This is a genomic window from Leptospira stimsonii, assembly GCF_003545885.1.
GTDB classification, from domain to species: domain Bacteria; phylum Spirochaetota; class Leptospiria; order Leptospirales; family Leptospiraceae; genus Leptospira; species Leptospira stimsonii.
This window is the reverse complement of the sequence record NZ_QHCT01000001.1, coordinates 652,766-678,189: the sequence shown is the minus strand read 5'-3', so window position 1 is coordinate 678,189 and position 25,424 is coordinate 652,766. Positions and strand designations below refer to the sequence as shown.

The following is a 25,424-nucleotide window of genomic DNA, read 5'->3' as shown; positions in this document are numbered from 1 at the left end:
GAAAAGAGATTTTAAGATTTCAATTTTGTTTCAAGAAGACACAAAATAATCGATCAATTTTACTTTCTTGGATGCAAAGAAAGAATCAAACCACGCTCAAGGCCTTAAGGTCCTTAGATTGCGTTTTAATGCTCAAAACGCCGTCTTGGATCTTACCTGATTCTCGAGTAATCTCGTTGATCTCCTTCTCAAGAGCAAACATGGCCTTCATCATCTCTTTTTGTCCGATCATCTGCTCGTGCGTAGAATGGAAGAGTTCGTCTGAAAGCGTTTTCACTTTGCTCAGGCTCTTCGCAAAATCCTGCACGATCTTTGTCCCTTGCTCATATAACTTTCTCATCTCTTCGATGCTGGAAACAGTGCCGTTGATTTTGAGACTTTGTCCCTCCGTCAGATAACCCGTATCTCTTGAGGAATTGTTTGCTTCCTCGATATATTGAAGCGAATCATGAACTACTTTGGAAATCATCTTGGCATTGGAAGCGGTGAAGTCTGCAAGTTTACTCACCTCTTGCGCGACTACGGAAAATCCTCGTCCGGCCACTCCAGCCCTTGCGGCTTCAATCGAAGCATTCAAGGAAAGAAGATTTGTTTTGTCCGCGATCTCTCCCAAGATACGATTGATTTCATCGACTCTTTGAAATGAATTCGAAATGTTCTTTAAAAATGTATCTGTTTTTTCAACGGAATTCTTAACGATTTGCATTTCGATTTTGCTTTCGTTCGCGATTGTTTCCAAATTCTTAGAAAGCTCGGAAATCTTGCTAATGATTTCCTGAAGCGCCTGCGATTTCTGATTCAATTCGATCAAATTCTCGTTCTGAGTGCGAATGGACTCCACATTGTTCTCCGAAGAAGTGGAGAGTGATGTGATCACCGCGTTTACTTCCTCTAAGGAAGCCGCTTGCGATTCCATCTTGGAACTCGTTAAACTCGTAAACTCTGAAAAATTGGAAACGGAGATTTCCAGAGTTTCCGCAGAAGAATGAATGATTTTTCTATTATTCTCCAATCGGGAAAGAACGTCTTTGTTTTCCTTATAATAAGTGGCGGCTTCCCGATAAAGATTATCAAAAAGAGTCATCAAACGATAAAGAATAAAGCTGACCGCGAACATAAAAATGATCTTTGTAATTTCCGAACTCAGCTTTATAAAGCCCGGGGCTGTGTTGATCGTATTGTTTTCCGAAAACTGAAGTCCATGAATCGCCGCGTTGCCTAATCCCAAACCGTAACCGGACGCACAAAACAAACCGGTCACCAAAACGAATCCCGGCTTCCCGAGTAACCCCGAATAGGCGATTATGAAATAATAAACGGTATATAGAATCGCATTTTTTAGGACGGGAGCGATAATTTCCGCCGAAACCATACCGTCCACCAAGATCGTTCCGCTTAAAAGAAGCGTATCGAAGATCACGAAGAGCTTATGGGCCCAAGGACTCACGCCGTATTTTTTATATAAAGCAAATCCAACGAGGGTATAAACACACATAAAACCGGCGGCGGCCGTATGATTGATCAGAATCTGCGGATGCAACGTTTTATAACTCGAGACAAGCGAAAAAAGCATCATTACCATAATTCCAATTCGCGAATAGTAGGTAAGCGCTTCTCCCTTCTTTCGGATTGATTCAATAGACTGCTTGGACATAGACCAATCGTGGAGAGAAATTCATTTAAGTAAATGAAAAGTAATGATCAAAGGCAGGAATCGATCTTTTTATTATAATTAGACACCTTTACATTCCATAAAATTGGTTTTTCATTCCTAACTTTGACAAAGTGACTAAAATCTTGGATTTAGAGAATTAGAAAAGGGATGGATGAAAAAGTTTTCGGGATGTAAGGCAGTTGGAGAATCGGAAACGGACATTTTTTTTACAGCCCCACCATTGGGATACGTGCCCATGAAAATCTGATTCGTTGATCCATTGCCTAAGGCAATATCTTTGGCAGGTGCCGAATTATGGAAGCTATAATCGGCTAACGCGTCCAGTTGTCTCCAGATTCCAAAGTAATCTAAAGTATCTAGTGAACCAAGTCCGATTATCGTATTCTTAATTGGAGTATAATGGTCCGCATTGAGCGAATAACCGCTGTTTGTATCGGAATAGACGATTTCAAAATCCTTCTCCGAATTTGCGATGCCGATATGCGTAAAGATATCGATCGCCATTCGGTTATCGACTTCATCGTCATTATCGTAAATTTGTGCGATCATCTTCGTGGAATTCGTAAACTGAGCGAGTTGTGTGTTATTGATCGAAAAAGAATACCAGGGAGCCAAAAGAAAAATAAAGGAACCGTTACTTCCCCATCCTTTCTGGATAATTCCTTGGTGCGCGAGATACGGTGTAGCACCGCCTCCATATGAATGACCCATATAGCCCACTCGAGTTGTATCGATGATATTTGCGAACTGCTCCACTGCAAAATTGATTCCGTCCAACATAAACTTATAATTTTCGGTCGGATCCCTTCGATCGGAGATATAAATCGGAAATACGACCACATACCCTTTTGAAACATAAAAATCAATGAGAGGAAAATAAGCTTCTGCGGACGGAGAACTAAAACCATGGAGTAAGAATAATACCGGCGCCTTTGTCGTTTGACCGCTTGGATAGTAAACACAGACGTTACGAGGCGCGCTTGGATTCGGCAGAGCAACGACGGAGACTGCATTGGGTCCGCGTGAGCCATAACCTTGCGAAATAGGAGGAATCGGTCCGTAATATCCGACCGGTGTGATCGCACATGTGTCGATCAGATAAGGATAACTTAGAATCAGAAGCGTTTCAAAAAGTGGTTCCAAAGTTTCTTCCTGAAAACTTTTTGAATTCTGTTTACAAAAGAAAAGCCCGAGTATAAGAATGATTCCCGTCAAACGTTTCATAAATTTTCCGAAGCTCCTCTTCTTCATTAGATTCTTACTGTCTCGAAATGGAAATCGATTTTTAAAAATGGATCCGGAATCAATTATAAGAAGAGAAACGAAAATTCAAGCGGAAAGTGAATTCGTTTTACTGACTTCCCATCCGATCATAGCCATCTTTCTTTCAGAACCCCATCTGTATTCTCCGATTCCACCCGTATTCTTAATCACACGATGACAGGGAATCAAATAACCGATCGGATTCTTACCGATTGCGGAACCTACCGCTCTCGAAGCGTTTTCTTGATCGATGGAAGTTGCAAGCTTCGAATAGGAGGACAATTGTCCTTCCGGGATTTTTAAAAGAGCTTCCCAGACTTTGATCTGAAAATCGGTTCCTTTTAGGTGAAGTTTGATTTTTTCTTTTTGATCCAATGTCTTTTTAAAAAAACGAACGACCCGCTCTTGGTTTTCGTCCGTTTTTTGTATCAATTTGGCCTGGTCCCATTGTCCCTTCAGTTCGGATAAAACTTCCTCCCTTGGAACATCATAAAAATATAAATTACAAATTCCTTTTTCTGTGGAAGCGACCAAGTAATCGCCGAAAATCCCATTTTGAAAACTGTAATGAATCGTAAGTTTTTCCCCACCGTTTTTGTATTCACCGGGAGTCATTCCTTCGATCTTCACGAATAGATCGTGAAGGCGACTCGTTCCGGAAAGTCCGGTCTCAAAGGCGGCGTCGAACAAGGTTGACTGCGGTTTGGAAAGAATCGTTTTTGCACTTTGGAGCGTTAGGTATTGAAGGAATTGTTTCGGGCTTACACCAGCCCATTCCGTAAAAATTCTTTGAAAATGAAAGGGACTCAAATTTACGGATTTTGCGATCTCTTCCAGCTCGGGTTGTGATGTGGAGTTCTCTTGTATAAATTGAATGGCCGTTGCGATTTTTTTGTAGTGATCCATATCAAAGAGAATAGCTCAAAGGAGTTTTTTTTAAAACCCGATCCTTGCTTTTTTTGTTTTTTTTGAACTCGTTTTCGCGGTTCATTTCAATTCTTTTGCAATCAAAAAATAGGGCGAGAATTTGTTCCGACAAACCGTATCTCTTCTTAAAATTTGTTAAAACGGACTTTAAGTCCGCTTCAAAGTAAAGTCGGAGGGTAATGTCGTTTTTTCTCTGCTTCCATCTTTGGAAAAAGGTAAGTTTTGGAGATTTGTAGATGGAAAACGATCGCAAACAAAAGGAACAAAAATTCTTCCGCTAAGAATGAATGTATCGTACAAGTTGATCGATCCCTTCTTCGAAAAGGGCTGGCCCAGGCTGAAGAACGATCGAAGGATCTAATTCAAAAATTTTTTGATTTTGGATCGCGTTTGTATTCTGCCAGTCAGGATGCGTTTGGACCCAATCAAAGTTTACCGGTTTTCCGCACCAGGAACCGAGGTAAATATCCGGATTCTTTTTTGCGACCTCTTGCGAAGAAACGATTCTTTCACTCGCCATGGATTTATTTCTGAGATCGTCAAAACAATCTTGTCCTCCGGCGATTTCGATCAATTCCCCGACCCAAGAAATGCCAGTGATGATCGGCTCATCCCATTCTTGAAAAAATACACGCGGAGGATTTTCCGTTCGATTCTCCATTTGGATTCTTTCTAACTTCTTTTTCCAACCTTCGATCAAAACTTCGGTCTCTTTTGTTTTCCCTATGATGGAACCGAACAAAAGCATCGTTTCCAAAATTTCGGCTATCGATCTTTGATTCGTGACAAGTACATTCAATCCTTCCGATATTAACTCTTTCGCGAGATTCGCCTGTATATCGGAGAAACCAATCACGAGGTCGGGTTTTAGATCCTTGATCTTCTTTACGTTTCCATTGATAAACGCCGAGACTTTGGGTTTTTCCGTCTTCGCACGAAGAGGGCGGACCGTATATGCCGAGATTCCGACGATACGATCTTGTTCCCCCAAGAGATAAAATAACTCGGTCGTTTCCTCTGTGAGACAGATAATTCTTTTCGGTCCGATCAGATTCTTTTTCCTTAGCTATGGAATTCTTTCTTATCGTCGATTAACTTCTGCACTACGGACGGATCTGCGAGTGTCGAAGTGTCTCCGAGTCCCTCAAATTCCGCGGAAGCAATCTTTCTCAATATTCTTCTCATAATTTTTCCCGAGCGTGTTTTCGGAAGTCCAGGAGCCCAATGAATCACGTCCGGCCTCGCGATTTTCCCAATGACTTTTTCGACCGTCGCTACGAGTTCTTTTTTGAGTTCGTCGTTTGTGATAACGCCTTCTTTCACGGTAACGTATGCGTAAATTCCCTGACCCTTGATATCATGAGGAAATCCTACGACTGCGGCTTCGGCAACGGATTTGTTTTCAACAAGAGCGCTTTCAACTTCCGCGCTTCCGATTCTATGACCGGAAACGTTGATCACATCGTCCACTCTTCCCGTAATCCAATAGTAACCGTCTTTGTCCCGTCTCGCTCCGTCGCCGGTAAAATAGTAACCTTTGAATTGGGAAAAATACGTATCGAAGAATCTTTTGGAATCTCCGTAAACACCTCGCATGATCGAAGGCCAAGGACCCTTGATACAAAGATTTCCGGAAACTTCTCCTTTGTCTGAGAGTTCCTTTCCTTCGTTGTCTACAAGAACCGGTTGTACTCCGAAGAACGGCAAAGTCGCCGATCCGGGTTTTTGAGGAATGGCTCCGGGAAGCGCGGTGATCATGATCGACCCGGTCTCCGTTTGCCACCAAGTGTCCACAATCGGACAACGACTCTTTCCGATATTCTTATAATACCATTCCCAAGCTTCCGGATTGATCGGCTCCCCTACGGAACCGAGGAGACGAAGTGAGCTCAGATTTCTTTTTTTAATTGGCTCCAATCCTTCTCTCATCAAGGCACGAATTGCAGTCGGAGCCGTGTAAAAAACGTTCACTCCGTATTTGTCGATCACGTCCCAAAATCTTCCCGCATCCGGATAAGAAGGAACTCCTTCGAACATCACGGAAGACGCTCCGTTGGAAAGCGGTCCATAAACAAGATAAGAATGACCGGTCACCCATCCGATATCAGCAGTACACCAATACGTATCCTCTGGTTTGATATCGAATACATAATGAAAGGATAGATTCGCGCCGATAAGATAACCACCCGTAGTATGCAAAACTCCTTTCGGTTTTCCAGTGGATCCCGAGGTATAAAGAATAAATAGAGGATCTTCCGCGTCCATCGGCTCCGGTTTACAATATTCGGGCAGGTCCGGATCGTTCATTAAAAAATGGTACCAGTGGTCTTGGCCGTCTTTCCAAACCAGACCGGATTCATTTCCGGTTCTTCGAACCACGATTACGTTCTTTACCTTTTCCTTTGCGGCGCCGATCGCGACATCCACATTCTTCTTAAGTTCCACTGGCTTTCCGCCGCGAAAACCTCCGTCGGCGGTCACGATCAATTTCGGTTTGCAGTCGTCGATTCTACTCTGAAGGGCTTCCGGAGAAAAACCTCCGAATACGACGGAATGAATCGCACCGATACGAGAACATGCAAGAATCGTAATGGCTAATTCCGGAATCATCGGAAGATAAACCAAAACTCGATCTCCCTTTTTCACTCCGTACTTTTTCAAAACGTTCGCGAAACGATTCACTTCTCTGTAAAGATCGTAATAGGTAAGAACTCTGGATTCGGAAGGACTGTCCCCTTCCCAGATCAAGGCGGCTTTGTTTTTGTGAGGAGTATCGATATATCGGTCTAGACAATTATAGGAAACGTTTAGTTTGCCACCCTTGAACCATTCTACTTTTGCGTTTTTAAAATCGTGACTGAGAACCTTGCTCCACTTCTTGAACCAAGTAAGACGGTTGGCTTCTCTTCCCCAAAACTTGTTCGGGTTTTCGATCGATTCTTTATAGAGTGATTTATAATCTTTGAGACTGAGGTTAGCTTTTTTTTTGAAATCTGCCGACGGGGGAACGATCCGTTCTTTTGCCATGACTTCCTCCAGATTCGGTAAAGAATGTTTCTTTTTTTTTCTCTGTCTACCAAATTGCAGAAAAACGAAAGAGAAACCTCCTCTCAAAAATTTTTAAAGAGGAGGTCTCGTTACTTAGGTGGAACCGGTTCGGATTAAATCTAAGAATTCGGAACGTGTGACCATATTGTCTTTGAACGCTCCTAACATACATGACGTGAAAAGTTCCGAGTTTTGTTTTTCGACTCCACGCATCATCATACAAAGATGTTTGGCTTTGATAACAACGGCAACACCTTGTGGATCGAGAACTTCTTGAATGGCATAGGCAATTTGTTCGGTAAGTCGTTCCTGCACCTGAAGTCTTCTCGCAAAGACGTCCACGATTCTAGGAATTTTACTGATCCCGATGATCTTTTTATTCGGAAGATAAGCGACATGTGCTCTTCCATAAAAAGGTAAGAGGTGATGTTCACAGAGTGAGTACATTTCGATATCTCTTACAAGTACCATCCCTTCCGTGGGCTCGTCAAAGATCGCCCCGTTTACGATGGTTGTGATATCGGCGCGGTAACCCGAGGTCAAAAAATCATAGGCTTTTGAAACTCTTTTCGGAGTATCTCGAAGCCCTTCCCTGTTCGGATCCTCGCCGATCGCTTTTAGAATTTTTACAACTTCTTCTTCCAATTTAAACTCTCTTCAGTTATATTTCCCAAGATTGGATAAGGGGCCTCTTGTTAGATTCTATTCGGACGAATTCGGTAAATTTTTTTAGAATCCAAAGAGAGAACATTCCCATTCTCAAAAGAGGCTATAGAATCTTCCATCGGATTTTCATTTTCTTGCGGATTTCCCACCGCGAACGATTCTGTCCTTTCATGAGCGTTGAGAATTTCCTGACAAAACGAAATCGACCCGTAAAGATCGGGTTAGACGCCCGTATGATCGCGCATTCCGGCATCGGGATGAGAATTCGAGGGATCTTAAAGAACATCGGAACTTTAGCCGAGAAAGAGAACATTCAAATCTACCTTTTTGGAAATCGAGAGACAATCCAAGAGGAAGGAATTTCCTGCCATGATTTTTCAAGTTGGGAGAAAGAGGGAACGAACGTCGCAACTTCCGACTCTCGACTCAAAAAAAAAGAAACCGATTCTTTTCCCGTAATTTCCTATGATGTTCCGATCTATTCTTTGAAGGAATTTTTCGGACATCCCTTGATGAAAGAAATGGATCTCCTAGACATTCCTCATTTTAACGCACCCCTGCGTTATCTTTCGAAATCGATCATTACGATTCACGATATCATTCCTTTTCGAATGAAAGAATTTCATTCGAGTTTCGCAAAAAGAATTTATTTACAAGTTGTCTTTCGACTGATTCGAGCCTTTTCAAAAAAGGTCGTTTCCGTTTCGGAATACACGGCGAAGGATATAGAATCCGTTTTTCATTTTTCAAAAGATACGATTCAAGTGATCCCGAACGGAATCGATGAATCCGTTTTTTTTCCGGCGTCTTCCGAGGAGAAAAAGAAATTCTTAAAAAAATACAAACTCAAAGAAGGATATTTGCTGAGCGTAGGAATCGGGAAAGGTCATAAGAATCTAAACTTTGTCTTGGACGTTTTAAAATTGTTTTGGGACTCGAAAGCTCTAAAAACGAACTGGGTCCTTGGCGGAGCCTCGGGAAAAATTCCCGAATATCTAAAAGCGGACGTCGTCGGTTATGAAAGTAGAATTCTCCCCATGCAAAAACTATCCTTAGAGGAACTCCGTTGCCTATATTCTTGCGCGGGTGTTTTGATCTTTCCTTCCAAATACGAAGGTTTCGGATTTCCTCCCCTGGAAGCGCAAGCTTGCGGTTGCCCCGTCCTTTCTTCGAACGCGACGGCTATGCCCGAGATGTTGCGAGAGAGCGTTCTTTATTTTTCTCCGAATCAACCGAAAGAATTGGAAATTCTTCTAAATCGTTTTATAAAAAGTCCGAAAGAAATAAAATCTCTGATTCCAATAGGAAAAAAGAATGCAAAGAAATTTTCCTGGAAAATCGCCGCCGAAAAAACATTAGATAATTATAAAGTAGTTTGTTAGGACGATTCTGCCGTATTTTTTTGTAAACGGACTTTAAGTCCGGTTTCAAGAAGTTTTTACGATCGATCTCATTTGTCGGAAAAACAATTAGCCTAGAAATGAATGGAAAATGAAATTCTAAACTCAGAATTCTCTTTTAATATATTTTTTCTTGGAAAGGATTTCTTCTTTTCGAGTCTGAATGGTTAAAAAAAGATTCTCCCTTTCCAAGTCGGAATAACGAGACCAATTTCCGATTTCTTCGATCGTTCGGAAACAACCCTCACAAAAACCCGTTTCAAAGTCCATCGAGCAGATCTTATTGCACGGAGAACGGACCACTTCATTTGCCTCGATTCTTAGACTTCGCAACCACCTTCTTCTTCGCAGGTTTTTTCTTAGTGGAAGCCTTTGTTTTTTCAGGTCCGATTTTAGAATGGTCCACGATCGTTCTCATTTCTTTAAACAGAGACATTCCGCTGATTCTTCCTGGAACGATCACGTGCGCGGCTCCGCTTTCTACAAGGACGTCCGCTTCTTTCGCATCGTCCGTCGTCAGAATGATCGAGGGCTGAGTATGATGACAGATCGTTTTGAGAGATTCCAAAAGTCTTCGGTTGGTTGTTCCTTTCAAAATCATATCGGATATCGTACAGATCACATATCTTGCGTCTTCGATTCCTAAATGGTGAAGTGTTTCCGGATTGGCCAGATCTCCATATGCCCAACGAATTCCCTTCGCTTCCAGAGATTGTCTAAAAACAGGATTAAAATCCACGATCAAAATTCGATTCAACCATTCCGGTTTTTCTTTTTCGATTCCTTCCAAAAGACCTTGAGCGATTCTAAAATAACCCAAGATCACGATATCACGTTTCGGCTGACCCGTAATATCCGATTCAGTTCGATTCTCATCTTTTTCCTTTAAACCGATTCCAGCTAACAACTGTAAGATGAAACGCGAGATAGGATCGTTAAAAAGGATAATATAAGTGGAAACGACGGAGGCAAGGATCATGGAAGTCAAAACGGTCGATTCCAATTCTTTGCTGATATGTCCGTAACCCATTCCCAGAGAAAGAATCACGAGCGAGAATTCGCTGATCTGCGCCAAATTCAAACCTGTGACAACTCCGGCTCTCAAACCCTTTCCGGAAAAATACACGGGAGTTGCAACGGTGATTACACGACTCACGATCACAAATGCAACGGCGATCAAGGAAATACTTATGATCTGAATCGAAGGAATCGGAATTTTCATTCCAAGAGCTACGAAGAAGAGAGTAATGAAAAAATCTCTGATTCCGGAAAGTTTTGCGATTACGTCTGCTCCATATGGAAACGCGGCGATACTCACACCCGCGATCAAAGCGCCCATCTCTTTCGAAAGCCCTGCTCTTTCTGCAAAACCGCAGAGTAAAAAACACCAAGCAATCGAAGTGATCAAAATGAGTTCCGGTTTCGATGCGGCCGCTTCAAACAACCTGGAAAGAAAGAATCTGCTGATAAGAAAAGCGACCCCGATTAAAACCAAACCGATTCCAAGAGAACTTGCAATTTTAAGAATCTGTGGATCTTGAAGATTCGGTTGAACTCCCATAAAGATGATCGCCCAAATATCCTGAAGAACCAAAACTCCTATTGTAAGCCGACCCGCAATCGTACTTACCTCGAATTTATCGTGAAGAAGTTTGACTACGATCATTGTAGAGCTGATCGCAAGCGCTATGGCAAAATAAAGAAGATCGAATTTTCCGGCCGAACCTGCGAGAATTCCTTTAAAAAAAAGCAAACCGAAAATTACGCAAAAAACGAACTGGCTGATCCCCAAAATGAACATGGACTTTCCCATCCGCGCCAATTCTTTTAGATCGATTTCGAGTCCGATGATGAATAGCAAAAGAATCAAACCGATCTCGGAGATCAATTCGATACTTTCTTCGTTTACGACAAGACCAAGACCCAGATTGGGTCCCAGCAAAAGTCCCCCGGCCACATAACCGAGAATCAACGGTTGTTTTGTAACCCTTGCGATATGAGAAAAGAATGTTGCGAAGATGATGCTCAATGCGATATCATTGAGAAGAGAAAGAGAATGATGCTCCATATATACAGTTCGTCCTAAATTCTAATTTCTTTTTTTGGGAAACCCGAAGCACAAGCCCCGAACAAAGCGGGAACTGACGAGCATTCTATCTCTGGTTTCTTATAAGCGAACGGCAGAAACTTATAAAAAGCTTCTACTTACTAAACTAAAGAAGATTCCCTTAGTAAAAAACATTTTTTTTATCCATATCACAAAAACTTGAAATCGAAAAACAGAGTTATCTTTTCTCTCGTTCTTACTGCTATGAAAAAAGGAATTTCGCAAAAAAACAAATCAGTTCTTTGAAATTGATAGCAGGGAAACATTTGTTTAAACTGAAAAGTCAGCCGGTTCCAGAACATGGATGTCCGGAAGGTTCCGATATTTTCCATCAAAATCGAGACCGTAACCGACCACAAATTCATCCGGAATTCTCCAGCCGACGTATTTCACCGGAAATTCGAGAATATTTTTTCTTTCCTTTAAAAGAAGAGTAACGATTTCAAGACTCGCCGGATTTCTCGTAAAGATGTGTCTCACGAGATATTGCAAAGTAAAGCCCGTATCCAAAATATCTTCGACGAGAATTACGTGGCGATCGGAAAGGTCGGTGTTGATATCTTTTAACAAATCGATTTTGCCCGTGGAAACGGTTCCCGAATACGACCTTGCCTGAACAAAATCAATCTCCACTGAAAAAGGAATCTCTTTAGTTAAATCGGAGAAAAAGTAAACTCCGCCTTTTAATACACAGATAAAAACAGGATTCAGTTTTTTATAATCTTTTGCGATCTCAGACGCTAAGGATTTTACTCTCTTCGAGATTTCTTCCTGAGAAAAACGAGGGTGGAGAATGTCCGAATTTTTTTTGTTCATCCCGGAATCCAAAATCGAATTATCTTGCCCGGAATCTTGCTGAGCTCTTTCCACGAGTTTATGTCGGCATGTATACTCAAGAATCCGGAGGTTGGAAATTTAAAGAGAATCGATTCCGATAAGGACAAGTCTTCGTTCCCTCGGATCAAACGATTTGCAATTTCTTCGATTCCAGGATTATGCCCCAACAATGCCACACTCTCAAGATTAGAATTCAATTCTCTGAGTTTAACTAAGATGTCTTCGCTATCAGACTCGTACAATTCTTCGGTTACTTTGAGCTCGGAAGAGACATTCTTATTCTTTGTAAGAATTTTATACGTATCCAATGTCCTTTTCGAATCCGAAACTAAAAACAAATCCGTTTTGAATTCGATTCTCTCCAAATACTTCCGAAGAGATCGAGCGTTTTTCCTTCCTCTTTCTGAAAGAGGTCTTTCTCTGTCCGACTTGAATTCGGATTCCCAATCTGATTTTGCGTGTCTGATTAAATGAATTTGTTTCAACGAACTTTGTCTCTCGTTTTCCGCTTCTCAGGTCAACTTTAAATTCATTGACAAGAGGTAAAAGAGCTCTTTAATTATGGTGCTATGAAAAAGGTCTTCGCGTTAGCAGGAACTGCTTTGCTCATTCTGATGCCCACTTTGTTGAGCGCACAATTAGCCGGCCCGCCCGACGAAGAAAGAGCCAAAAAAGACGTTCAGATTCATTGGTCGAAAAAAAATCTCGGCGATAAAATCCAATCGATCGAAAGTAATGGAGAACCGGTTCTTATCGAAAAAGATGAGCCGAAATCCAACGCAGATATACTTTACAAATTTCCATTTTTAGTAACCACAAAAAGAAAAGACGGAAGTGTTACGAGAACCGAGGTCGGCGCAAATTATATATTTGTTCGTACAAAAGGTTGGCTTTTTGCCGAATTGGGTTTTGGAAAAAATATAGTTTTATCCGATCCGGGAAAAGAATCTCCTGATAGGGAAACCGTTCTCCGATTGATCGAAGAAAATCTTCTCCAAGATCGATGGAAAGGAAAAACGATCGAGAATTTGAAAATTGGTGAAGCGATTTCCGGAATTGATTTAGACGTTCAGTGGTTTCGATATTCAGGAGAATACGAAGTAGCCGTAGACAATACCATTCGCTATTCCTGCACGAATTTTATCGTTCGCCTTCTTAAGGATGACTCCGCGACGGAGTGGAAATTAGACTGGAAAGAAAAAGGTGTTTGCAGACAAACAACGACGTCTAACGATTCTTCTCCTTGAAGGCGGTTTTCAGTAAACCTTTCCTCTAAGGAGAATTTGTTTCTCGTAAATCAATCTGTCTTTTTATGATTGGAATCCGGCTTACGAAGATTCTTATCCTTTATACTTTCAAAGTTTGTTTTTTTCAAACGATCTGAAAATCTCACCGAGCTTATTTTTCCGGTCTTAAGATCTTTCAACGTATTATGAATCGAATTTCCGATTCCGCCGTGATTTTCATATTGTTTTAAAAAATTTTCCGTCCGAGTTTTATCCAAGGAATAATACGACTTTCCGTATGCGAATACAGCCGCGCTTCTGATGGAAGGATGGGAATTCTCGTTTGAAATCGTCGATTCTAAATAAGTCTTTGCAGAATTACCGCCGAAGTCTGCGATTAAATCGTTTATCTGTGAAAGTGCATAAACTCGTAACCCGGGTTCTTTGGAAATTGCAATCAGATATTCTTGAGGATTTGGGTTGATAGCGTAAACTTCCTTAACGAGCGTCTCCCTATCGATATGGCCGGTTTGCAATACGACTGATTTAATCTTTTCGTATTGTTCCGGATTGAGAGGATCCGCGTTGATTGCCGACACCACACAAAGTGAAACGAACAAGCTCGAAAAAAGGAGATTTCCTATTCTTATTTTCATGTTATTCTTTTTATCTTTCATCTTAGTACACCAAAGGATGCGAGCGAAGCACCCAACCTTGTTCCCCTGTGAGTTGTGTTTGATTGATCGTTGGATTTCCGGCCCAGAACATAAGATTGAGTCCCCCGCTATTGAAAAAACCGGTTCCCAAACATTCTCCTAAACCGACGAGATTGTTTCCATTTTGATCCTGGCATTCAGGGGTCTCCGGTAACGGATCGAGAGAATAACGTCCTTTGATAACGTCCTTCTCCACCGGATGATACAATCCTAAATAGTGAGCGCCTTCGTGTGCGATTGTCTTCGCTAAAAAGACTTGATCCGCGGCGCAGATCAAGTCAGCTCCAACACCTCCACAACCGGTTGCGGTTCTATGATTTTCAATAAATACGATCATTCCCGATTTCGGTGTTCCCGTGATCGGGATTCCCGGAATACCGGAAGAGATTCCTAAAATTCCGGCCGGCGCACTACTTGAAATAGTATAACTTCTTGTTAGGTATATATTCAAAGAATTCGGATCTTGAGAACCGTTCGGGTTTGTTTTATATAATGTCCCCAAGGAACCCGCAACATCACCGAAATCATCGGAGATATTTGCGATATTCAGAAAGTTCGCATCAGCTCCGTTAGCAACAACGGCCGTTACCGTTACGTCGATCTTTACCGTGTCTTGTGCATAGATGTCCTTTAGAGTCTGAATCATCGTTGCCATGCCTACGGTGGTAGGTGTTGCTACTGTATTCGGAACAAAGATCAAGTTGATATTCAATTTCTTTCGAGATTGCCAATTCTTCGATAAGCCAGAATTTGCACTTCCGAAAATTCCGTTCGGTTCCGCTCGGAATTTATATTCTTCGCAAGTTTGCGGAGTATTATTCGTAACTCTACGAGTGGGGATAGCAGGACTTGGGATTGCGGGTAATATAAAATCTACGCCTAAGATATTACTTCCGAAGTTATTATAACCTGCGCTCGGCGCGTAATAACTCGGAGTCGCCCCGATCGGAAATGCAGTCGTAACGGACCGAGATCCGGCCGCTTCACTTTTGCCGTTGTCTTGAATCAAATTGCGATTGGAATTCTCCCATAAAGGATAGATAAATCGATTTGCATTTGATGCAAATGCGTGATTTTGTTCGGCATAAACGATTCCTACCGGATTGTTTTTACCAAGACCCGCAAAATTTACGGTTCCTGTAAGATATGCCGTTCCGCCATCGGCATAGGAATTCGCTTCGGTTAACAATACCTGACTCAAGTTGGAGGACGTTACACTGAAATTAGGTGCCGCTCCCGAAGTTCTCAAATTTTCAGAAGGTTCGCAATGATAGAGCGCTTCGTTATAAGCATACAAACCGAGAAGAAGATTTATATTTTCCGATGTTTTATCCTTGTTTTTATCAACGGGACAACCCCAGGACAACGAACAAAAAACCATAAGCGGTACGAAAGATTTTCTCAACATATCACTAATTTCCTAATGCTTCTTTTCAAGGGCGACTCTATTCCATTTCTGTAAGGTAAAAATCTTTTCTGAACATTGATTCCAAGATGAAATTTTCTTTTTTGAGGAACAAGCCTCAAACTTTTGGGATCCAACGAACTTCTTTTTCTTTTCCCACCAATTGAGAAATCGAACCGTATCGATTCTTTTTTAGAAACTGATCTAAGTATTCAAGAATACGCAAAGGGAGAAACGGACCTTGATAAATATAACCGGTGTAAATCTGGATTAAGTCAGCGCCCGCAAGAATTTTTTCGAGTGCGGCGGCCCCTGAATCGATGCCGCCCACGCCGATAATCGGAATTCTTCCCTTTAGTTGATTGTATGCAACGCGAACGAAATCGGTCGATTTTTTTCGGAGCGGCTTTCCCGAAAGACCGCCTTCTTTTTCCACATTCGGAAATTTCGAAAGAAGCGTTTTTTCGATCGTAGTGTTGGTTAGAATGACTCCGTCCAGTTTTAAACTCAGGGATGTTTCCAATAACGCTTCGAGATCTTGTTCTTCCATGTCCGGCGCGAACTTGATAAAGATAGGAATTTTAAAATCTTTTCCCAGTCCGGACCGAATACCTTCGATCAAAGAAACAAAATTCTCCTGCTTTTGAAAGTTTCTCAGTCCAGGTGTATTCGGAGAACTTATATTGATTACCGTATAATCCGCATAAGGCGCCAAACGTTTCAGAGTGTAAACGTAGTCTTCGACAGCTTTTTCTTCGGGAACAATTTTGGTTTTACCCGCGTTGATTCCTCTAATTTTTCCTTTTGTTTGTTTGGAAAGAATTTCGAAGGCAAGATCGGCGCCCGGATTATTAAAACCCATTCGATTGACGAGCGCTTGGTCTTCAGGATAACGAAAGATTCTCGGTTTCGGATTTCCTGGTTGAGCCTGGCCAGTAATGGTTCCTACTTCAACGTGGCCAAATCCCATTCTACTCAAGAACGGATACAACTCGCCTGTTTTATCGAAACCGGCGCCCATCCCCAAGGGATTCTCGAACTGGATTCCAGCTACTTTCGTTTTCAATCGATCGCTTTTATAAGAAGTCATCGATTCGATTACGGAAAGAACCCCCGGAATTTTTCGACTAACACCGAGTAGATTCTTTGCGAGATCGTGTGCTGTCTCCGGATCTAAAGAAAGAAAAAACGGTTTTAAAAATGCTGTGTAAGCGCCTTGTCTCAAGGAGGAAGAAATCATCTCTGAAACTATTTTCTCGGCTTAGTTCAAGACCAGCGAAAAATTCTACTCCCCGCAAAAAGAAATACGATTCCATAGATAAGCAATCCTACAACCGCAGGAATCGCTACCGTCATCCCCGCGCCTTCGATAAAAACCGCGCGCAAAGAATCCGCCATCAAAGTGAGAGGTAGATTTCGAATGAACGGTAGAACGGCTTCCGGAAAATTTTGATAGGAGAAAAAGATTCCGGATAAGACCATCATCGGAAACGTAACCGCGTTCACCAAACCGTTCCCGACTTGAGAACTCGCGGCACGCGATCCGATAAACATTCCGATACAAGAAAACGAAAAGTTCCCGGCAAGATAAATCAGAATCGCGGCTCCTACGGAACCTTCGAAAGCGTTTTCAAACGTCAAAGCGGTAAAACTCAAAAGGATAAGGGATTCCACTGCGGTTACGACCAATCTCGTAAAAAAGAAGGAAAGTAAAAAGTAGAGTTTATTCATCGGAGTAGCGGACATTCTTCTCAGAAGTTTTTTCATTCGCATCTCGATGAGATTCCATCCGACTCCCCAAAGACAGGAATTCATCACGCCCATTGCGAGCATTCCGGGAACAAGATAATCAATGTATCTCGTTCCTTTCGAATCCAACTTATCTACTTTGAACGCAAGCTCGGATTGGTTGGAACGAATTTTAGCAAGAATCAAAAGATAATCCCTTTGCCCGTTCGGGTTTTCCGGATCGAATGAAAAATGAATCTTACCGTCAGCGGCTTTTTCTAAAATCAGATTCAACTTTCCCCTTTTCAAATCCCGTATAGCTTCCTCTTTCGAAAGTACTAAAAATTTTAGCGAAGGTAAGGATCGAGAGGAATCACTTTGATCCGTTGGTTGCGATTCGCTTTTTTTGGAGTCTTCTACTTCGAGAGTTTGTTTTAATTCCTCCAGTTGATAAGAATTCTCTAATATTGCGATTTTCACTTCTTCGGAACCGCGATTCTTAAATGCGATCCCGAGTACCCCGGCCATTGCAACGGGAAATACGAAGGCCCAAAAAAGAATTCCGGGTTCCCTATAAAATTCTTTGAGCTGAATGCTCACTAATTGAAGGATTTGTTTCATTCTTCCAGTCCCCTTCCAGTCATGCTAAGGAAAAGATCGTCTAACGTTTTCTTATGACATTCCAAATTCTTTAACTTCTTTCCAGATGCGGAAATTGTTTGGATCAATCGAGGTAGATAATCGGTAATTGCGGATACATAGATTCTGGCTTCCGATTTTGCAGAGTCCCAGTGATATTTATCCATGCCTTCGGAAGGAATCAGTTTTTCAGGATCGGATCCGTCTTCCACCGAAAAACGAATGATTTCACCTCCGCCAGTTCTTCCCAATAAATCGGACAGAGTTCCCTGATCTAAAATCTTGCCCTTATCCATGATGATGATTCTTTCACAAAGAGTTTCCGCTTCTTCCATATAATGTGTGGTAAGAATCATCGTTGTTTTACTTTGTCTAAGCCGATCTAAAATTTTCCAAACGTCTCTCCTCGCACCCGGATCCAATCCCGTAGTGGGTTCGTCCAAAAAGAGAATTTCAGGATAATTTAATATAGAAACTCCGAGCGCCAACCTCTGTCTTTGACCGCCGGAAAGATGGCTCACGTAAGCTTCTCGTTTGTCTTCCAGGTTGATCAATTCTAGAATCTCGTCGAGCCTCTCTCTTTTACTCTTGTAAAATGTTCCGAATAGATTGAGAGTTTCTTGAACGGTGATTCGATCCATGAATCTTGTTTCCTGTAAGGCCAAGCCGATTTTGGATCGAAGAAGAGTTTCGTTTTCTTTCCAAGTCGTAGCAAGAATGGAAATCGATCCTTCGTCCGGCTTTTGAATTCCTTCCAACATTTCTATCAAAGTCGTTTTACCCGCTCCGTTCGGACCTAAAAGCGCTACGAATTCTCCCTTTTGGATTTCCAGACTTAAACCGTTTACGGCAGTCGTATTTTTAAAACGTTTGAATACGTTGCGAACATCGATTACGACGTTCGTCGATTCGTTTGAATTCTTTGGATTCAAGAGAACATCCTTTTCCTTATAGAGATTGTAAAATTAAGAACTTCTTTCCGACGTGGCTCCGATGAAAACCTTAGGCATTTTTTACGACTTTGTAGATCAAAGACGGAAAAATACGAAGAAGAAAACGTAGATATCGAACCACTCCGATTCCGATATAAACTTTGTCCTTTTCCAAAGCCGAAAAAAATTGATCCGCTAATTCTTTCGTCGTCAGTTTATTCTTTCCACGACCTGCCGTCATCGGCGTATCCACTTGGGGAGGCAACATTTCGATAACTCGGATATTCGATTCTTCCAACTGATAACGGAGAGCCTCCGTAAACAAATGAAGTCCTGCCTTTGTGCCGCAATACAGGGGTGCTGATTTTTTGGGAACCAACGCAAGACCCGAGGTCACATTTACGATCGCGGAATCCTTATGGACTTTTAAAATCGGGATTAAGATGGAAATCAAACGGATCGGAATCGTTAAGTTGGTTTGAATTTCTTTTTCTATGTTCGCCGTTTGATCGGAATCTTTTAGAAAATCCGGATTAAACTGAATGCCGGCATTATTGATCAACATATTAAGAGAAGAATATTTCTTTTTGATAAGCGAAATCAGCTTATCGAAATCGGCCGGTTTTGTCAGATCACATTGAATCGTTTGAATTCCGGGAATAGAAGACAACTTAGAAAGCGACTCTTTGTTTCTTCCCAAAGCAAGAACCGTGTTGTCAAGATTAGCAAATCGTTTTGCAAGTTCGAGACCGATTCCCGACGTGGCGCCCGTAATTAAAATCGTATTTCCTGATAGGTTCATGTTCCGCTTATCTTCTTTTTCGAAACGGAGCGATCAAGCAATTCCCGACTGAAAGTTAGAATTAACTTTTGCCGTAGTAACGAAGAATCTGTCTGAGCGAGGAAAGATAAGAAGGTCCGAAAAGATTGATATGCACTAAGACCGGATAAATCTGCCAAAAAGGAATTCTATCCTTTAAATGTCCAGGATCATCGACGCCAATGGAGGAAAGAATCTCCTGCATCTCCTCCAAATTCAAAGGACTTCCGAATAGATTCAACATCGCGAGATCTTGTTCGGGATGCGAAAAGGAAATGGAAGGATCGATAAGATAAGAATGTCCGTTTTTTCCGGTAAGGATATTTCCGGACCAAAGATCGCCGTGAATCAGCCTTGGTCGGGAACGATTGAGGGACCAATCTTCAGTAAACTTTCGAAAAATCTGCGTTACACTATCCAAATCTTTCTGAGTCATCAATTTGCGTCCGAACGCCATTTCCAACTGCGGTGTTAAACGACATTCCCAGTAGAATTCCTCGAAGTTAGAGAACCATCGATTCTTTTGAGGAAGAGTTCCGATAAAATTGTTTCTTTTCCAACCCCAAGAATTGGAATCTTTTTGATAGAGTAACTTCAGACTTCGGATCAGATCTTCTCGTGCACCGGCACTCGTTCCCGCTTCGATAAAATCCATTACGAGAAACCAAGAGTTTCCGGATTGTACGATTCCATAACATTCGGGAACCCGAACACCGACTCGATACAGTTGTTCGAGAGATTCTTTTTCCGTTTCCGCCATCTCACGATTGGGAATCACTTTCACTGCGAAAGAATGTGCGGGAGAATTTACGAGATAGATCTCATTGAGACTGGAGGAATGAAGAGAGATTCTAGGTCTCGAGCTGGAATTCAAAATTCCAAGCCTTTCCAGACCGTCGTAGATCGCCTCTTCTAACGCTGATTTGATGACCACACTCGCTTCCTCCCGGATGAGGTCCGGTCCTTATCTCTGATTAAAAAATCGGTCCGAAAGGTTCCCGGATTGATTGAAATTTATGAAAACCTATTATATTCCGTAAGACGTGATCCTTTTTCGAATTCTTACCCTACTCTGCTTACTAGTAAGTTCCTCGCTTTTGGCGAACGATCCGAAGCCGATTTGGAATTATATGATCCATCCATCGATCAACCAAAAGTCTTCTTTCGATTGGACAACAATTTTTACAAAATCGCATACTCTTTGTTTTACGGGATTCTATCTCAAGGAGAATGGAAGTCTTACTTCCGTTGAGATTCCAGATTCTTTTTTGTCCTCGGCTCGAAAAAACAACGTTCGTTTGATTCCATTGGTTACTTCCGCCAATCCGCATGGTTGGCATTTTTTGAAAACGGAAACCGGAATGCAGAACACAATCGATAGCCTCATTCATTTTATGGAACAATATCCTACTTTATCAGGATTGCAATTGGATATCGAAACCGTCTCAAGTTCTCAAATATCGAATTATAAAAGGTTTCTAAAAGAATTGAAAAAGAGACTTCCTCGTGAGAAAGTTTTGACATTGGCCTTGTTTCCTCAGATCGAATTCCCCAATTCGAATTCTAAAATCCACGCCGGACTACTAAACGCAGATTTTATCGACGAGTTCGTTCTCATGAGCTACGATCTCCATTCTCCCAAAACCGAACCGGGACCGGTAACTTCCGTATCCTGGACCAAGAAGAATCTGGACTTTTTATCGAATAAAATTTCTCCCTCGAAGTTGTGGTTGGGTCTTCCTCGTTACGGTTATTTTTGGAAACAAGGTGAAAGAGTAAAAATTCTCGATCAAAAGAGTCTTTTAAAAAATCGAAATCGTTTTCGAATATCGGACGAAAACGACGGATTTATAAAGCTTCAAAATTCAGATGGAATCGGATTTATCTCGGACGAAAAATCGCTGTTCCAATTCCAAGAATTGGTAGAACGATATCGACTCAAAGGAACCGCTTTTTGGAGAATCGGGTTTTAACGAAAATCATACACGATTTTTACAGTAAGACTTTTTCCTTGATCGTTATTGATGTTCGAAGTTCCTCTGTATTCCATGATCCTCTTCGATTCTATATCATAGACCATGTCGATCGGCTTTACAAAAACGGAAAGAAGCGCGTTGTCGATTTTCATTCTTAAAAAAAGAGCGGGCTTTCCTTTGTATTCTCCCGTTTTCGTTTTTGAAACCGAAAACGCAAACGTATCCCTTTCCACGGGAACTAAAAAACGAAATCGAATCGTCTTTCCTTCGATGAGAGAATCCCAATAAGCCCTTATAAAATAATCGAACCCTCCGTCCATAGAAGCGGGCTCCGAAAATGCGATCGTCTTTTCTTCCAAAGGTTTTTCGGAGGATCTCCGTGCGAATAATTTCGCCGATCCTGCTTTTAATAACGTTCCCCCTTCCAGATAACCGACCCGCAAATCATCCAATTGAAAATCGGGGATCATTTTATTTTTTGAGAATATGATTTTCTTTTTCGCAAAAACTTTTCCCTGTGGATCTTTGTATTGAATCTTTGAATACGAATGTTCCCCGTTTTCCCAGAATTCTTCATGATGATCGTAATAGAGAATTTTGCCGGAGTCTAAATCTGTGGCGGTTCCAAAAAATTGCATCTTTTTAGTTTCCCCATAAATAGAAAATGATATATTCAAAATTAAGAATAGAATCAGCCTCTTCATTTTTTGCCTTCCTAAAATCCATTCCTTAGACTAAAAGTTGCGATTTAGAATTCTTTTTTTACGCTAAGAAATCGTTTCGACGACCCTTCGGAATAAAAAATCGAGTTATGATTTTATTCGGCGGATTCCAATCCTGGTTTCTTAAAATGAAAATTTGTCAGGCCGAAGAAAGGGATCAAAATTTTACGAATCTAAAAGGGAAATCGTTTGTTTTCCTTTTTACGATTTAATTTCAAAGGATTCTTAAATGAATTTTACATTTCCATTCTCTTGCTTAGAATGGAGAAGAAATTTCCACATTCACTGGATACCAATCGATTTTGAATTCGATCGAGTCGGAACCATTTTTAAAAGGGGCTACTGTGCAGGAGATTCACGAGTATTTGGATCGATACTTAGAGGAAAACATTCTTCAGTCGGAAACCATTCGAAGAATGAAACACGTCATTCAGGAATTCAGTATTCGAGCTCCAAAAGTACTTGTGACAAAATGTATCGACGGCCGTGTTCACGGAAGCAAACTAAAAGGTTATCCCGTCACAACCATCCGTTTCGGTAGAACGGACGGAAATATCGTCGCGACCAATTTGAATAATTTCTGGTTTTGGAATCGGATCGATCGATTGATCAACGATGCAATTTGTAATACCCCCAATACGCCGGCTTTGTTCATCGCTTATATGCACAGGTCCGATCTTCCGGGAATGGGTTGTGCGGCTCACAATCACGACGATAGCGCCGCGAGAAAGGCAATTCAGGAACAGACACGGGCGGTCAGAGAAGTCTTTCAAAAAGAAAGAATCTACGTTATGGAAGGAATTACGAATACGGATTCCATGGCGGAGACCTTGATCTTTGGAGACGGAAGTAAATTGGATACTTCCGAAATGATCCGAGATTTCGATTTTAAAACTCCGTCCGAAATATTCCATAAGGCTTTTCTAAAATATCCTTTCAAAGATCCTTCCACAGCGAGGTACGTCGGATTCAAGACTCCGGAAGAATTATTTTTAGAACCTCAGCCTCTGTTTTTCAAAGATTTCCAGACGACCCTTTGTATGAAATCGTATCTGATTCGTGAAGTTACCTCGATCGTAGTTTCGGACGATTTCGCTTCTCAAAAGTTGATTCAACCGGATTTATTCAATGCGATCATCCAAAAACTTTTCGCTGTAAAAGATCTGCCGCCGCTTCTGATTCCATCCTTAGCTTATCAATCCCTTTGGAATATCGCCTATTCTCTTTATACGAGGAGAAAGGTTGAAATGTTAAGCGAAGAGGATCGTTGGAAAATATTGGATCACGCGGAAGAATTGATCTGCTATGGAGACGGATTCGAACTTCTTCAGAGAAACAAAGCGATTCTTGTTAAAACCGGAAGAGGGAACGATACCGATGCTTTGCTAGTCGCGCGCAAAGTTCTGGAAAAGAATAAGGAAAAAAAATCGGATACTAGTCCTATCCTGGTTCATCTAAATATCGAAAACTCGGGAGAACTTTTAGCCTGGGAAGATATCAACGAAAACATCACTTCCAAAACGAATACACTTCTTAGAAACTTGGAGGCGGTCTTTTACGACGTGGAAACGATCGTTCTTACTACGTATTCTTATCGAGATCAAAAACGGTTTTATCCGATTCACACAAAAAAAGATAAGAGAATCACCTATCCTGTGAATATCATAGAAGGAATTAATTCCGAAACTCTCTTTTCCGGCATGAGTTTGAAATCGAGAGAAGGCATTTACGCTACTGAAAGAATGAGCAAGTTTATTTGAGTCCGACCGGTATTTTGACGGAATGACGTCGCCGATGATCCAATGGCGTATTTCCTACGTATCGTTTGAAAAGTACTCGAAAAAAACCTACATTCTCATATCCGACTGCGTAGCTAATCTCTTCGATCGAGTCACCTGATTCTTCCAATCGACGCCGCGCCCATTCGATACGAAGGCGTTGCAAATAAGTAGAAGGGGGATCGCCCGTCGCTTGTTTGAATCTTCTCTTTAAACTTCGGGAACTGAGACCAACTCTTTGTGCGAGCGTTTCCATCGAGATTGCGGTTGTGAATTCGTTCTCCAATATATCTTGCGCCGTTGCAACGGATAAATCGTCGTGATGTTTCTGAGCCGCAAAAGTCATAAACGGTGTCTGAGAAATTCGGTCCGAATCAAGTAAGAAATTTTTCGCACACTTGAGAGCAATTTCTCTTCCCAGAGATTGTTCCAATACATGAAGACTCAAATCATAGAATGCATTGCTTCCGCCGGAAGTTAAAAAATTTCCTTGATCGATCACAAGTTTATCCACTTCAAGATTTACGTTCGGAAACATTCTTCGAAAGAGAGATGCCAATTGCCAATGAGTCGTGGCGGATCGGCCTTCCAACAAGCCGGTTGAGGCGAGTAGAAACGCTCCGGAACAAACACTCGCGATCCGAACTCCTTGCGACGAAGCTTCTTTGAGCCATTCTATCTCAAGTCCGCATCTTCTTTTGATGCCGACTACGTTTGGCCCAATTGCAGGCACGATCACAAGATCCACCTTCTCGCATCGACCAACGAGGTCGGGTTTGATCTGAACTTTCCCGTGAAGCTGAACGGGTTCGGACTGAATGGCCGCTGTGCGAACCCGGATTTTGGAAGGTTTTCGACGGTTCTCAAGATCTATCCCGGCAAATTCAAAGAATTCGAAAAGGCCAGTTATGACGGAAGCCGGTGCACCGGGTATCAGAAGAATCACTACGTCCATATTGGACACTGGAACCAGAGATTGGCGGAATCGCAATGAAAACTTTAATTTGGCCAAGATTTTGGAGGCCAAATCACGTCGAAAATTGGCGGAGAAGCGCCTTTACAAAGGAAATGCTAGCTGTTAAACTACCGAAACAAATCTTAAAGGAGATTATGGAATGATTTTAGCCGCAAGAATTTTAGCCGGTATCGTCGGAGCACTTCACGTGTGGATTTTTCTTATGGAAAGTGTGCTCTGGATGCGCCCGACAATCCACAGACGTTTTGGTGTAACGGATAAAAAATTAGCGGAAGCTATGAAGGGAGTTTTTTTAAATCAAGGTTTTTATAACCTATTTCTTGCGATCGGTGCGCTCTATGGCGCGATCTTTTTTGAACTTCATGCGGCCTACGCACCTGCGATTATGATCTTTTCTTGTCTTTCGGTTTTCGGAGCCGGTCTCGTTCTTTTTGCTTCCAAACCTGCAATGGCTCGTGCGGCGATCATCCAAGGTTTACCGCCGTTGATCGCAATCGTTCTGATCGGAGTCTCTATTTACGGTTGATCTTCGAAAACAACGAAAGTCGAAATTGATTCTTAACTCAATTAGAATTTTCTAACA

General features: G+C 41.8%; 24 protein-coding genes and 1 pseudogene. 5 read left to right on the top strand and 20 right to left on the bottom strand.

Annotated features, from left to right (window positions below):
* Window positions 1–85: 85 nt before the first annotated feature.
* The 7 genes and pseudogenes from DLM75_RS03370 to DLM75_RS24950 all read right to left on the bottom strand — a co-directional run bounded on the left by DLM75_RS03370 (window position 86) and on the right by DLM75_RS24950 (window position 7,764).
* On the bottom strand, window positions 86–1,654 hold the full coding sequence (locus DLM75_RS03370; protein ID WP_118967102.1) for a methyl-accepting chemotaxis protein: 1,569 nt from the start codon (window positions 1,652–1,654) through the stop codon (window positions 86–88).
* Window positions 1,655–1,789: 135 nt separating this feature from the next.
* Window positions 1,790–2,899: a poly(ethylene terephthalate) hydrolase family protein gene (locus DLM75_RS03365; RefSeq protein WP_118967958.1), complete on the bottom strand. Its 1,110-nt coding sequence runs from the start codon at window positions 2,897–2,899 to the stop codon at window positions 1,790–1,792.
* A 105-nt stretch (window positions 2,900–3,004) separates the two neighbouring features.
* Window positions 3,005–3,844 carry a bifunctional helix-turn-helix domain-containing protein/methylated-DNA--[protein]-cysteine S-methyltransferase gene (locus DLM75_RS03360; protein ID WP_118967101.1) on the bottom strand — a complete coding sequence of 280 codons (840 nt, stop codon included), beginning with the start codon at window positions 3,842–3,844 and terminating at the stop codon, window positions 3,005–3,007.
* Between the two features lie 298 nt (window positions 3,845–4,142).
* The gene (locus DLM75_RS03350; RefSeq protein ID WP_346725229.1) at window positions 4,143–4,916 is read right to left on the bottom strand and encodes a cobalamin-binding protein; all 774 of its coding nucleotides are present in this window, start codon (window positions 4,914–4,916) and stop codon (window positions 4,143–4,145) included.
* Window positions 4,917–4,927: 11 nt separating this feature from the next.
* Entirely contained in the window at window positions 4,928–6,892 is a 1,965-nt protein-coding gene (gene acs, locus DLM75_RS03345; protein ID WP_118967957.1) for an acetate--CoA ligase, read from the bottom strand.
* A gap of 114 nt (window positions 6,893–7,006) precedes the next feature.
* A complete protein-coding gene (folE, locus tag DLM75_RS03340) occupies window positions 7,007–7,558 on the bottom strand; it encodes a GTP cyclohydrolase I FolE (protein ID WP_118967098.1) in 552 nt (183 codons plus the stop codon).
* 16 nt (window positions 7,559–7,574) lie between these two features.
* Window positions 7,575–7,764 (bottom strand): annotated as a pseudogene (locus DLM75_RS24950) (hypothetical protein).
* Between DLM75_RS24950 and DLM75_RS03335 the strand changes: the two are divergent.
* Window positions 7,750–8,961 carry a glycosyltransferase family 4 protein gene (locus tag DLM75_RS03335; protein ID WP_118967097.1) on the top strand — a complete coding sequence of 404 codons (1,212 nt, stop codon included), beginning with the start codon at window positions 7,750–7,752 and terminating at the stop codon, window positions 8,959–8,961. The pseudogene DLM75_RS24950 and the gene DLM75_RS03335 overlap by 15 nt on opposite strands.
* A 123-nt stretch (window positions 8,962–9,084) precedes the next feature.
* On the opposite strand, the gene DLM75_RS03330 is transcribed toward DLM75_RS03335, so the two are convergent.
* The 4 genes from DLM75_RS03330 to DLM75_RS03315 all read right to left on the bottom strand — a co-directional run bounded on the left by DLM75_RS03330 (window position 9,085) and on the right by DLM75_RS03315 (window position 12,408).
* The gene (locus tag DLM75_RS03330) at window positions 9,085–9,282 is read right to left on the bottom strand and encodes a DUF1289 domain-containing protein (protein ID WP_118967096.1); all 198 of its coding nucleotides are present in this window, start codon (window positions 9,280–9,282) and stop codon (window positions 9,085–9,087) included.
* 1 nt (window position 9,283) lies between these two features.
* Window positions 9,284–11,047, bottom strand: a complete 1,764-nt coding sequence (locus DLM75_RS03325) for a cation:proton antiporter (protein ID WP_118967095.1) — start codon at window positions 11,045–11,047, stop codon at window positions 9,284–9,286.
* Window positions 11,048–11,356: 309 nt separating this feature from the next.
* Window positions 11,357–11,902: a hypoxanthine phosphoribosyltransferase gene (gene hpt, locus DLM75_RS03320; protein ID WP_118967094.1), complete on the bottom strand. Its 546-nt coding sequence runs from the start codon at window positions 11,900–11,902 to the stop codon at window positions 11,357–11,359.
* The gene (locus DLM75_RS03315) at window positions 11,899–12,408 is read right to left on the bottom strand and encodes a SixA phosphatase family protein (RefSeq protein WP_118967093.1); all 510 of its coding nucleotides are present in this window, start codon (window positions 12,406–12,408) and stop codon (window positions 11,899–11,901) included. The genes hpt and DLM75_RS03315 overlap by 4 nt, the downstream gene beginning before the upstream one ends.
* 84 nt (window positions 12,409–12,492) lie before the next feature.
* On the opposite strand from DLM75_RS03315, the gene DLM75_RS03310 reads away from it, so the two are divergent.
* Window positions 12,493–13,170: a hypothetical protein gene (locus DLM75_RS03310; RefSeq protein ID WP_118967092.1), complete on the top strand. Its 678-nt coding sequence runs from the start codon at window positions 12,493–12,495 to the stop codon at window positions 13,168–13,170.
* Between the two features lie 50 nt (window positions 13,171–13,220).
* Here DLM75_RS03310 and DLM75_RS03305 read toward each other — a convergent pair whose 3' ends face one another.
* The 7 genes from DLM75_RS03305 to DLM75_RS03275 all read right to left on the bottom strand — a co-directional run bounded on the left by DLM75_RS03305 (window position 13,221) and on the right by DLM75_RS03275 (window position 20,323).
* Window positions 13,221–13,805 (bottom strand): hypothetical protein, encoded by a 585-nt coding sequence (locus DLM75_RS03305; RefSeq protein WP_241547811.1) that lies wholly within the window; start codon window positions 13,803–13,805, stop codon window positions 13,221–13,223.
* A 22-nt stretch (window positions 13,806–13,827) separates the two neighbouring features.
* A complete protein-coding gene (locus DLM75_RS03300; protein ID WP_118967090.1) occupies window positions 13,828–15,273 on the bottom strand; it encodes a M43 family metalopeptidase leptolysin in 1,446 nt (481 codons plus the stop codon).
* 115 nt (window positions 15,274–15,388) lie between these two features.
* Window positions 15,389–16,510: a quinone-dependent dihydroorotate dehydrogenase gene (locus DLM75_RS03295; protein WP_118967089.1), complete on the bottom strand. Its 1,122-nt coding sequence runs from the start codon at window positions 16,508–16,510 to the stop codon at window positions 15,389–15,391.
* A 26-nt stretch (window positions 16,511–16,536) separates the two neighbouring features.
* On the bottom strand, window positions 16,537–17,619 hold the full coding sequence (locus DLM75_RS03290; RefSeq protein ID WP_118967088.1) for an ABC transporter permease: 1,083 nt from the start codon (window positions 17,617–17,619) through the stop codon (window positions 16,537–16,539).
* The gene (locus DLM75_RS03285; protein WP_118967087.1) at window positions 17,616–18,569 is read right to left on the bottom strand and encodes an ABC transporter ATP-binding protein; all 954 of its coding nucleotides are present in this window, start codon (window positions 18,567–18,569) and stop codon (window positions 17,616–17,618) included. Before DLM75_RS03285 ends, DLM75_RS03290 begins: the two co-directional genes overlap by 4 nt.
* Window positions 18,570–18,639: 70 nt before the next feature.
* Window positions 18,640–19,371 carry an SDR family oxidoreductase gene (locus DLM75_RS03280; RefSeq protein WP_118967086.1) on the bottom strand — a complete coding sequence of 244 codons (732 nt, stop codon included), beginning with the start codon at window positions 19,369–19,371 and terminating at the stop codon, window positions 18,640–18,642.
* A gap of 61 nt (window positions 19,372–19,432) precedes the next feature.
* Window positions 19,433–20,323 (bottom strand): fructosamine kinase family protein, encoded by an 891-nt coding sequence (locus tag DLM75_RS03275; RefSeq protein WP_118967085.1) that lies wholly within the window; start codon window positions 20,321–20,323, stop codon window positions 19,433–19,435.
* Between the two features lie 196 nt (window positions 20,324–20,519).
* Between DLM75_RS03275 and DLM75_RS03270 the strand changes: the two genes are divergently transcribed.
* Complete coding sequence (locus DLM75_RS03270) at window positions 20,520–21,362, top strand: glycosyl hydrolase family 18 protein (protein ID WP_118967956.1); 843 nt, start codon at window positions 20,520–20,522, stop codon at window positions 21,360–21,362.
* On the opposite strand, the gene DLM75_RS03265 is transcribed toward DLM75_RS03270, so the two are convergent.
* The gene (locus DLM75_RS03265; RefSeq protein WP_241547810.1) at window positions 21,359–22,003 is read right to left on the bottom strand and encodes a hypothetical protein; all 645 of its coding nucleotides are present in this window, start codon (window positions 22,001–22,003) and stop codon (window positions 21,359–21,361) included. The genes DLM75_RS03270 and DLM75_RS03265 overlap by 4 nt on opposite strands.
* A gap of 428 nt (window positions 22,004–22,431) precedes the next feature.
* On the opposite strand from DLM75_RS03265, the gene DLM75_RS03260 reads away from it, so the two are divergent.
* On the top strand, window positions 22,432–23,847 hold the full coding sequence (locus DLM75_RS03260; RefSeq protein ID WP_118967955.1) for a hypothetical protein: 1,416 nt from the start codon (window positions 22,432–22,434) through the stop codon (window positions 23,845–23,847).
* Here the strand turns inward: DLM75_RS03260 and DLM75_RS03255 are convergent.
* Window positions 23,840–24,820: a GlxA family transcriptional regulator gene (locus DLM75_RS03255; RefSeq protein ID WP_118967954.1), complete on the bottom strand. Its 981-nt coding sequence runs from the start codon at window positions 24,818–24,820 to the stop codon at window positions 23,840–23,842. The genes DLM75_RS03260 and DLM75_RS03255 overlap by 8 nt on opposite strands.
* A gap of 160 nt (window positions 24,821–24,980) precedes the next feature.
* On the opposite strand from DLM75_RS03255, the gene DLM75_RS03250 reads away from it, so the two are divergent.
* Window positions 24,981–25,367, top strand: a complete 387-nt coding sequence (locus DLM75_RS03250; protein ID WP_118967083.1) for a DUF1304 domain-containing protein — start codon at window positions 24,981–24,983, stop codon at window positions 25,365–25,367.
* The last annotated feature ends 57 nt before the right edge of the window (window positions 25,368–25,424 follow it).

Excerpts from the sequence above, each read along its gene's own strand:
- DLM75_RS03370 (WP_118967102.1), bottom strand. The coding sequence starts at position 1,654 with ATGTCCAAGCAGTCTATTGAATCAATCCGAAAGAAGGGAGAAGCGCTT.
- DLM75_RS03365 (WP_118967958.1), bottom strand. The coding sequence starts at position 2,899 with ATGAAACGTTTGACGGGAATCATTCTTATACTCGGGCTTTTCTTTTGT.
- DLM75_RS03360 (WP_118967101.1), bottom strand. The coding sequence starts at position 3,844 with ATGGATCACTACAAAAAAATCGCAACGGCCATTCAATTTATACAAGAG.
- acs (WP_118967957.1), bottom strand. The coding sequence starts at position 6,892 with ATGGCAAAAGAACGGATCGTTCCCCCGTCGGCAGATTTCAAAAAAAAA.
- DLM75_RS03335 (WP_118967097.1), top strand. The coding sequence starts at position 7,750 with ATGAGCGTTGAGAATTTCCTGACAAAACGAAATCGACCCGTAAAGATC.
- DLM75_RS03325 (WP_118967095.1), bottom strand. The coding sequence starts at position 11,047 with ATGGAGCATCATTCTCTTTCTCTTCTCAATGATATCGCATTGAGCATC.
- hpt (WP_118967094.1), bottom strand. The coding sequence starts at position 11,902 with ATGAACAAAAAAAATTCGGACATTCTCCACCCTCGTTTTTCTCAGGAA.
- DLM75_RS03310 (WP_118967092.1), top strand. The coding sequence starts at position 12,493 with ATGAAAAAGGTCTTCGCGTTAGCAGGAACTGCTTTGCTCATTCTGATG.
- DLM75_RS03305 (WP_241547811.1), bottom strand. The coding sequence starts at position 13,805 with ATGAAAATAAGAATAGGAAATCTCCTTTTTTCGAGCTTGTTCGTTTCA.
- DLM75_RS03300 (WP_118967090.1), bottom strand. The coding sequence starts at position 15,273 with ATGTTGAGAAAATCTTTCGTACCGCTTATGGTTTTTTGTTCGTTGTCC.
- DLM75_RS03295 (WP_118967089.1), bottom strand. The coding sequence starts at position 16,510 with ATGATTTCTTCCTCCTTGAGACAAGGCGCTTACACAGCATTTTTAAAA.
- DLM75_RS03290 (WP_118967088.1), bottom strand. The coding sequence starts at position 17,619 with ATGAAACAAATCCTTCAATTAGTGAGCATTCAGCTCAAAGAATTTTAT.
- DLM75_RS03280 (WP_118967086.1), bottom strand. The coding sequence starts at position 19,371 with ATGAACCTATCAGGAAATACGATTTTAATTACGGGCGCCACGTCGGGA.
- DLM75_RS03270 (WP_118967956.1), top strand. The coding sequence starts at position 20,520 with ATGATCCATCCATCGATCAACCAAAAGTCTTCTTTCGATTGGACAACA.
- DLM75_RS03265 (WP_241547810.1), bottom strand. The coding sequence starts at position 22,003 with ATGCAATTTTTTGGAACCGCCACAGATTTAGACTCCGGCAAAATTCTC.
- DLM75_RS03255 (WP_118967954.1), bottom strand. The coding sequence starts at position 24,820 with ATGGACGTAGTGATTCTTCTGATACCCGGTGCACCGGCTTCCGTCATA.
- DLM75_RS03250 (WP_118967083.1), top strand. The coding sequence starts at position 24,981 with ATGATTTTAGCCGCAAGAATTTTAGCCGGTATCGTCGGAGCACTTCAC.